At 47.8% G+C, this 7175-nt stretch carries 8 protein-coding genes; 5 read left to right on the top strand and 3 right to left on the bottom strand.

Annotated elements, in window-relative coordinates; translation table 11 throughout:
* The first annotated feature begins 85 nt into the window (after nucleotides 1-85).
* From QVD32_RS12230 to QVD32_RS12210, 5 genes are read left to right on the top strand one after another with little or no spacing between them, the layout of a single operon-like run.
* Entirely contained in the window at nucleotides 86-1288 is a 1203-nt protein-coding gene (locus QVD32_RS12230) for a dTDP-glucose 4,6-dehydratase (protein ID WP_118687310.1), read from the top strand.
* 22 nt (nucleotides 1289-1310) lie between these two features.
* Nucleotides 1311-2189: a glucose-1-phosphate thymidylyltransferase RfbA gene (rfbA, locus tag QVD32_RS12225; protein ID WP_118687309.1), complete on the top strand. Its 879-nt coding sequence runs from the start codon at nucleotides 1311-1313 to the stop codon at nucleotides 2187-2189.
* On the top strand, nucleotides 2179-2598 hold the full coding sequence (locus QVD32_RS12220) for a sugar 3,4-ketoisomerase (RefSeq protein WP_008861506.1): 420 nt from the start codon (nucleotides 2179-2181) through the stop codon (nucleotides 2596-2598). Before rfbA ends, QVD32_RS12220 begins: the two co-directional genes overlap by 11 nt.
* On the top strand, nucleotides 2591-3007 hold the full coding sequence (locus tag QVD32_RS12215; RefSeq protein ID WP_008861507.1) for a sugar 3,4-ketoisomerase: 417 nt from the start codon (nucleotides 2591-2593) through the stop codon (nucleotides 3005-3007). Before QVD32_RS12220 ends, QVD32_RS12215 begins: the two co-directional genes overlap by 8 nt.
* Nucleotides 3008-4132 carry a DegT/DnrJ/EryC1/StrS family aminotransferase gene (locus QVD32_RS12210; RefSeq protein ID WP_021892745.1) on the top strand — a complete coding sequence of 375 codons (1125 nt, stop codon included), beginning with the start codon at nucleotides 3008-3010 and terminating at the stop codon, nucleotides 4130-4132.
* 596 nt (nucleotides 4133-4728) lie between these two features.
* On the opposite strand, the gene tpx is transcribed toward QVD32_RS12210, so the two are convergent.
* The 3 genes from tpx to QVD32_RS12195 all read right to left on the bottom strand — a co-directional run bounded on the left by tpx (nucleotide 4729) and on the right by QVD32_RS12195 (nucleotide 6995).
* Nucleotides 4729-5229 carry a thiol peroxidase gene (tpx, locus tag QVD32_RS12205; protein ID WP_021892744.1) on the bottom strand — a complete coding sequence of 167 codons (501 nt, stop codon included), beginning with the start codon at nucleotides 5227-5229 and terminating at the stop codon, nucleotides 4729-4731.
* Nucleotides 5230-5251: 22 nt separating this feature from the next.
* Nucleotides 5252-6454, bottom strand: a complete 1203-nt coding sequence (locus QVD32_RS12200; RefSeq protein WP_155012736.1) for a thioredoxin domain-containing protein — start codon at nucleotides 6452-6454, stop codon at nucleotides 5252-5254.
* Nucleotides 6455-6527: 73 nt separating this feature from the next.
* Nucleotides 6528-6995 (bottom strand): hypothetical protein, encoded by a 468-nt coding sequence (locus QVD32_RS12195; protein WP_008861515.1) that lies wholly within the window; start codon nucleotides 6993-6995, stop codon nucleotides 6528-6530.
* Nucleotides 6996-7175: the final 180 nt, after the last annotated feature.

The raw sequence follows: 7175 nt of genomic DNA, 5'->3' as shown, positions 1-7175 counted from the left end.
AAAAATTAAAACAGTTTCTAAATATTTCGTATTGGATTATTTCTTAAAAAAGTTGTAAATTGCAGCGAATTTTAAATTTCAGGTTATGAAAAGATATTTGGTCACCGGTGCGGCCGGATTTATTGGGGCGAACTTTTTGAAATATTTGTTGAAAAAGTACGAAGAAGATATATATGTGGTTGTTTTGGACAAACTTACGTATGCCGGGAATCTGGGTACTATTAAAGATGAAATAGCCGATTCGAGAGTGCGGTTCGTAAAGGGGGATATACGCAATGCCGAATTGGTGGCGAACATTTTTGCCGAAACCGATATAGACTATGTGGTCAATTTTGCGGCCGAATCGCACGTAGACCGCAGTATAGCCAATCCGCAGCTCTTCTTGGAAACGAATATATTGGGCACTCAGAATATGCTCGATTGCGCCCGCAAGGCTTGGTATAGGGGAAAAGATTCCGAAGGGAAGCCTCTCTATGCCGAGGGAAAGAAATTCTTGCAAGTATCGACCGACGAGGTCTACGGCTCGTTGTCTAAGGATTATATCGACCCGCAGCCGTTGGAAATTACCGATGTCGATGTGCGCAAAGTGGTGACCGGACGTACCGACCTGCATACTTATGGCAAACGGTTCTTTACGGAGACGACACCGCTCGATCCCCGTTCTCCTTATTCGGCTTCGAAGACGAGTGCCGATATGTTCGTGAGGGCTTACCACGAAACCTACGGCATGCCGGTGAATATTACCCGGTGTTCCAACAATTACGGTCCCTATCATTTCCCGGAAAAATTGATACCTCTGATTATCAAGAATATATTGGCCGGTCAGAAACTCCCGGTCTATGGTAAGGGCGACAATGTGCGCGACTGGCTCTATGTGGAAGACCACGCTAAGGCTATCGATGCCGTATTGGAACGCGGCCGTATCGGCGAAGTCTATAATGTGGGCGGATTCAACGAAGAACAGAATATCAATATCGTGAAGTTCATCATCGATATTATCGCCCGTATCATGCGGGAAGAACCGGAATATCGTAGGGTATTGAAGACCGATGTGAAGAATATTAACGAGGATTTGATTACTTTCGTGGGCGACCGTCCGGGGCACGACATGCGTTATGCCATCGATCCGTCGAAGATTGCCCGTGAATTGGGCTGGTATCCCGAGACCCCCTTTACCGTGGGGATAGAGAAAACTGTGCGTTGGTATCTCGATCATCAAGATTGGGTGAACGAAGTAGTCAGCGGCGATTATCAGAAATATTACGAACAAATGTACGGCAATCGTTGATTGCTCTAATAAAATACGAACGATGAAAGGCATAGTATTGGCCGGAGGCTCCGGCACGAGATTGTATCCCATCACTCGGGGAGTATCGAAGCAGATGCTTCCGGTGTATGACAAACCTATGATTTATTACCCCATATCGGTATTGATGTTGTCTGGTATTCGTGAGATACTTATTATCAGCACTCCTACCGATTTGCCCGGATTCAAGAGATTGTTGGGAGACGGCGGACAGTTCGGCGTGCGTTTCGAGTATGCCGAGCAGCCATCGCCCGATGGACTGGCGCAGGCGTTTATCATCGGGGAGAAGTTTGTGGGGAACGACACCGTGTGCTTGGTGTTGGGCGACAACATCTTTTACGGGCAGAGCTTTACCCGTATGCTGAGACAGGCCGCTGCCGATGCCGATAAAGGAATGGCGACGGTGTTCGGTTACCGGGTGGGCGATCCCGAACGTTACGGTGTAGTCGAGTTCGACGAAAGCGGACGGGCGATCAGTATCGAGGAGAAACCGGCAAAGCCTCGTTCCAACTATGCCGTGGTCGGTCTTTATTTTTACCCTAATCGGGTCGTGGAGGTTGCCAAGCAGGTGAAACCATCGGCACGGGGAGAATTGGAAATAACTTCGGTGAATCAAGCCTTTCTCCAATCGCAGGCTCTTGGCGTACAGTTGATGGGACGAGGTTTCGCTTGGCTCGATACCGGTACGCATGAATCGCTGTACGAGGCATCGAACTTTATCGAGACCATCGAACACCGACAAGGGCTGAAAGTGGCCTCTTTGGAAGAAATCGCTTATCGCATGGGGTGGATAGACAAGGAACATTTGCTCGGACTCGCCGAGCCGATGAAGAAAAACCAGTATGGACAATATTTGATAAGACTGGCGAACGATGAGCTTTGACCGGGTGAGATGGATCGAGTTGCCCAAAGTGGCAGACAAGCGGGGAAACCTGTCGTTCATCGAGAGTGCACGGCATATTCCGTTCGAGATAGCGCGTACTTACTGGCTGTACGATGTGCCGGGCGACGAGCATCGCAACGGCCACGCTTTCAAAGAACAGGAGGAGTTTATCGTGGCCTTGTCGGGCAGCTTCGACATCGTGTTGAATGACGGCACGGAGACTCGGCGCTATCACATGGCACGTTCGTATTACGGCTTGTATGTGCCCCGCATGATGTGGCGCGAGCTGGATAACTTCTCGACCAATTCGCTGGCGTTGGTATTGTCGTCGACTTTGTACGATGCCGGCGATTATATAGAAGATTTTGAAGAGTACCGCACTTTATTGAAAGGAAGGAATGATGAGTAAAAGAGCTTCGGTGGACGATTGCCGACTGATACGATTGCCCAAGCACGAGCGAGAGAATGGAAACATCACTGTGGTGGAGAATGACATCGACCTGCCTTTTGCCGTGAAACGGGTGTACTATCTGTATGATGTGCCGGGCGGAGAGGAACGGGGCGGTCATTCACACAAGCAACTTTACCAGTTGTTGGTGGCGGCCGGTGGATCGTTCGATGTAATTCTCGACGACGGCATCTCCACCCGTACGGTGACTTTGAACCGACCCTCCTACGGGCTGCTTATCGTGCCGGGTATCTGGCGGGTACTCAATAATTTCTCTTCTGGGTCGGTCTGTTTGGTGCTGACTTCCGATTATTACGAAGAGTCGGATTATATTCGCGATTATCAAGAGTTTAAAGAAATTAGCCGATAGATGAAATATCCCCAATTATCCCTACGAGAAACCAATGCTCCTTATATGGAGGAGATGAAGACCGCCGCCGCCGAAGTTATCGAGGGCGGGTGGTATATCCGGGGGAAGTACGTGTCCCGGTTGGAAGAGCAATTATGTGCATATCTGGGTTGTCGCTATGCGGTAGCTACGGGAAACGGGTTGGATGCCTTGCGTTTAATGTTACGTGCATACATCGAGATGGGTGTCATGCAGCCGGGCGACGAGGTGATCGTGCCCTCGAATACCTATGTGGCTTCGGTTCTCGCCATTACCGACAATGGGCTCGTACCTGTGTTCGTCGAGCCGTCGATACACACATACAATCTCGATACTTCTTTGGTGGAGCGGGCTGTAACCGCTCGCACGCGGGCGATTATGGTCGTCCATCTGTACGGTCGGGTTTGTTGGGACGAATGTCTGAAAGACGTAGCTGCCCGTTACGGGTTGAAAATTGTAGAGGATAACGCTCAGGCTTTCGGTGCGGTTTCGCCGGTGGCGGGATTGCAGGGCTCGTTTCATACCGGAGCTTTGGGTAATGCCGCCGGATTGAGTTTCTATCCGACCAAAAATTTGGGCGCATTGGGCGATGCGGGAGCAGTGACGACCAATGACGGGGAACTGGCCGAAGTGGTCCGAGCATTGGGTAATTACGGCTCGGCAGAGCGGTATGTGAATCTTTATAAGGGGGTGAACAGCCGCATGGACGATTTGCAAGCTGCATTCTTGTCGGTGAAATTGAAATATCTCGATGAGGATAATCGCCGTAGGGTCGCTGTCGCAAAGGTATATTCCGAACATATACATGGCAAGGAAATCGTACTTCCCGAACCGGGAGGTGAGGGGGAACACATTTGGCATCAGTATGTCGTACGATGTTCCGAGCGGGATCGGCTGAAAAGCTATTTGGAATCGGAAGGGGTGGGCACTCTCATTCATTATCCCATACCTCCACACAAACAACAGTGTTATCGAGAATACAATCGATTGCCTCTGCCTATTGCCGAACAGCTTGCCGATGAGGTATTGAGTCTGCCGATGTCGGCCTATCTAAACGAATCCGATGTGCTTGAAATTGCAAGGATCATCAACCGATTCGATATGTAATAGCGCGCAGGGGGAGTGTATAATTCCCAAACATCTTTATTCTACTATTGTTTTAACCCCCTCGCCCTACGGGCACTCCCCCTATCTCATCTGCGATGAGCAGGGGGAGAGGATTGAAAGTGGCGTTTCCGTTTCGGCATAAGGATAGCATTGTGCACTTCTCTCTTGTGCTGTGAAAGCAATAGGGGAGACACCGAAGAAACGAAAGTTTCAGAGGAGAGGGGTGAGAAAGGTTTCATAGTAATTTCTGATTGAGAGATTAACCCCTCGTCACTGTGTGCCACCTCCCCTATATTTTTGCGTGGCAAAAACACAGAGGAGGAGGTTTAACGCCCTTCTGTTACATCGTTTTAACAAATGAGATAATTGTATTTACCCTTCTCCCCAGCCGTGTCACGTAGTGACGGAGGGAGTGAAAACAGCCTCTCATCAGTCGGTTTATATCGGACATTTAACCCCTCTGCTCTGCAAAACAATATAAGGAGGGTGAGGCACTAATCCGTTTCTTTTGCTGTGGATATTGTTCTCCTTCCCTCTACTATATTATTTCTGTCGCACGTTATAAATTTGTGCAGGAGAGAAAATTTCTTTGTGGACTATTTCAACGCTTTTATAGCGGCTTCATAGTCGGGTTCTTGTGCGATTTCGGGGACGAGTTCAGCGTGAATGACTTTTCCATTTTCGTCAATGACTACGACCGCACGGGCCAATAGTCCGGCTAACGGGCCGTCTACCATTTCCACGCCGTAATCTTTTGAAAATTCGGGCGAACGGAATGCCGATGCGGCAATTAAGTTTTTAATGCCTTCGGTCGTGCAAAAGCGTGATTGGGCGAAAGGTAGATCTTTGGAGACGGCCACGACGGTCGTATTGTCCAGAGATGCTGCCAGCTCATTGAATTTACGCACCGAAGTAGCACAGACCGAAGTGTCGAGACTTGGAAAGATGTTCAGTACAATGCGACGTCCTTTGAGGTCGTGACAATAAAGTTCAGTCAAGTCGGATCGAGTAAGTGTGAAGCAGGGAGCTTGGCTTCCTACTTTCGGCAATTTACCGTAAGTATGTACGGGTGTGCCTTTGAAAGTGATTTTTTCCATTGTTGTTAATTTATAGATGAAACTATTTGTTTTTCTGCGCTTGTATGGGCCGGTCGTGTAGTATTTGCCTGACGGCGAGTTCGAGTTCTTCGGCCAGTAGCGGGGAATATCCTATTTTTACGAATCGTATCGTGCCTTCGGGGTCGAGCAGGAAGAGGGTGGGGTAGCCTGTCACGCCATACTCGCTGGCTGTTTTTCCGGTATATTCCAGTATGATGGCTCCCGAACGGTTTTCTATGTTCTCGGGTTGTTTCTCTATGTAGAGTATAACCGGCGTCAGATTTTCTTGCAAGGATACGGATTCGGCTATTTGTAGGGCTTGTTTGCAAAATTCGCCTCGTTCGTCGAGGAATAAGAGCAGGCAGTTTTGTCCTTTCAACTGATCGGAAGAAAACCGATGTTCACCCCATTTGTGGGAAAACTCCGGACTTTTTTGTCCTACCCGGTCGGAGGATGCATAAGTGCCTTCGCGGAATCGGAGGAATATTTCTCCATAATTTTTCAGCAGGTTGGTCTCACCGAAATAGTCGGAGGGGAATTTCGTATCCGTATCGTTTCCCGAATATTTTACAGTAACGGTTTGCGAACCTAAATGACCCGGATTATTTTCGGTTTCCCGATATAGGGGCATCCCGTCGTGGGTGTCGAATGTATAGAGTATGGTTCGGGACAATTCGCCCTTTATGGAGTCATTCACGAGTATGGCGTCGCACAGACGGTCCTGTACAAGCGTGTCGGGGAAAAATTGTACGAGACAATCTTTTTTCCCGACGAATGTTTTTAATTGTCGGGATATTTCAGCCGGGAAAAGTTCGGTGAACAGTCCCGAACGGTGTACTCCCGGATTGTTACCTTTATGTGCGAACGGTTCTTTGTCTTCGCGATGATGATATTCTCGTAGCCGATCACGGTCGAACCGGAAGTAATCGCCGTTGTCGTAAGCCATAAAATTGGCATACGGGCATGTATCGTTCTCGGCTTTGTAATCGATTAAGTATGAATATCCGCAAAGTGTGTCGATTGGATTTTTTCGATAGGAGAGTTCTGCCCGATAGTTTATTTCCGAATCGGTGAGTGGTAATGTCACTGTATATGTGAACTCGGTCCGATAGTTTTGAATGGAATCGAGTTTATGCCATATTTTGTCCGGGGATTGTCGAGCCGAACCGGGGAGGAGACCTATGAATAATATTCCAAAGAGGAGAACGAAAAGACGGTGTGGCATAATTTTATACTGTTATATCTATTGCAAGATAACAATTATTTCTCGCATTTTGTTCTCGGTCTTTACATTTTTTTCAAGGTTGAGAATCCTCTAATTGCGGGTGAGCCGGATTGTTTTTCTCTTTATTTTCTTTTTGTTTCAGATAACGGGCATAACCGGCTCTTAAAAAGTCGTCTATGTCGGTGGGCAACACATCGGCTTCGGGAGGGTATGTCTCGTCGCTGTCCTCCAACAGGTCGAAAAGGTTACTCGGATTGTCGGGCATATAATCCGTTTCTTCGCTTCCGGTATTTTCATCGGTTACCGGTATTTCGTCGATATGCTCTTTTCGCTTTCCCGATTTCTTTTTAACGGGTTTTGTTTCATACTTTTTGGCGTAGCGTTCGAGTGTGTTGATATACCCCATCAATGTTTTCACTTCGTTGGGTTGTGTCATTACATCTAATGTGAGCAGTAACTCGTAGTATCGTAACAGGATTCGATACCGGAGTGTTTCTATTTTCAACCGTTGTTCTTTCAAAATTTGTTCTTGTGTTTCCATACTTCTGTTTTTTTAGGCAAATGTATGGTCTTGCCATCTTTGATTTATGGCATGATTGAACTTTCTTCGGAGGGTTTGTTCTTGGAATTTATGTGTCTTTTGTTTTAACCCCCTCGCCCTGCGGGCACTCTCCCTATATTTCCTTATGGAAACACTGCTTTCCTTGCCGACATTTTCTAA

Origin of the sequence: Barnesiella sp., from assembly GCF_022723415.1 — a bacterium.
GTDB lineage: Bacteria > Bacteroidota > Bacteroidia > Bacteroidales > Barnesiellaceae > Barnesiella > Barnesiella intestinihominis.
Note: the sequence above shows the minus strand (reverse complement) of the source record. Positions and strands in the feature narration are given on the sequence as shown.

Coding starts and splice junctions, on each gene's coding strand:
- QVD32_RS12230 (WP_118687310.1), top strand. CDS start 86: ATGAAAAGATATTTGGTCACCGGTGCGGCCGGATTTATTGGGGCGAAC.
- rfbA (WP_118687309.1), top strand. CDS start 1,311: ATGAAAGGCATAGTATTGGCCGGAGGCTCCGGCACGAGATTGTATCCC.
- QVD32_RS12220 (WP_008861506.1), top strand. CDS start 2,179: ATGAGCTTTGACCGGGTGAGATGGATCGAGTTGCCCAAAGTGGCAGAC.
- QVD32_RS12215 (WP_008861507.1), top strand. CDS start 2,591: ATGAGTAAAAGAGCTTCGGTGGACGATTGCCGACTGATACGATTGCCC.
- QVD32_RS12210 (WP_021892745.1), top strand. CDS start 3,008: ATGAAATATCCCCAATTATCCCTACGAGAAACCAATGCTCCTTATATG.
- tpx (WP_021892744.1), bottom strand. CDS start 5,229: ATGGAAAAAATCACTTTCAAAGGCACACCCGTACATACTTACGGTAAA.
- QVD32_RS12200 (WP_155012736.1), bottom strand. CDS start 6,454: ATGCCACACCGTCTTTTCGTTCTCCTCTTTGGAATATTATTCATAGGT.
- QVD32_RS12195 (WP_008861515.1), bottom strand. CDS start 6,995: ATGGAAACACAAGAACAAATTTTGAAAGAACAACGGTTGAAAATAGAA.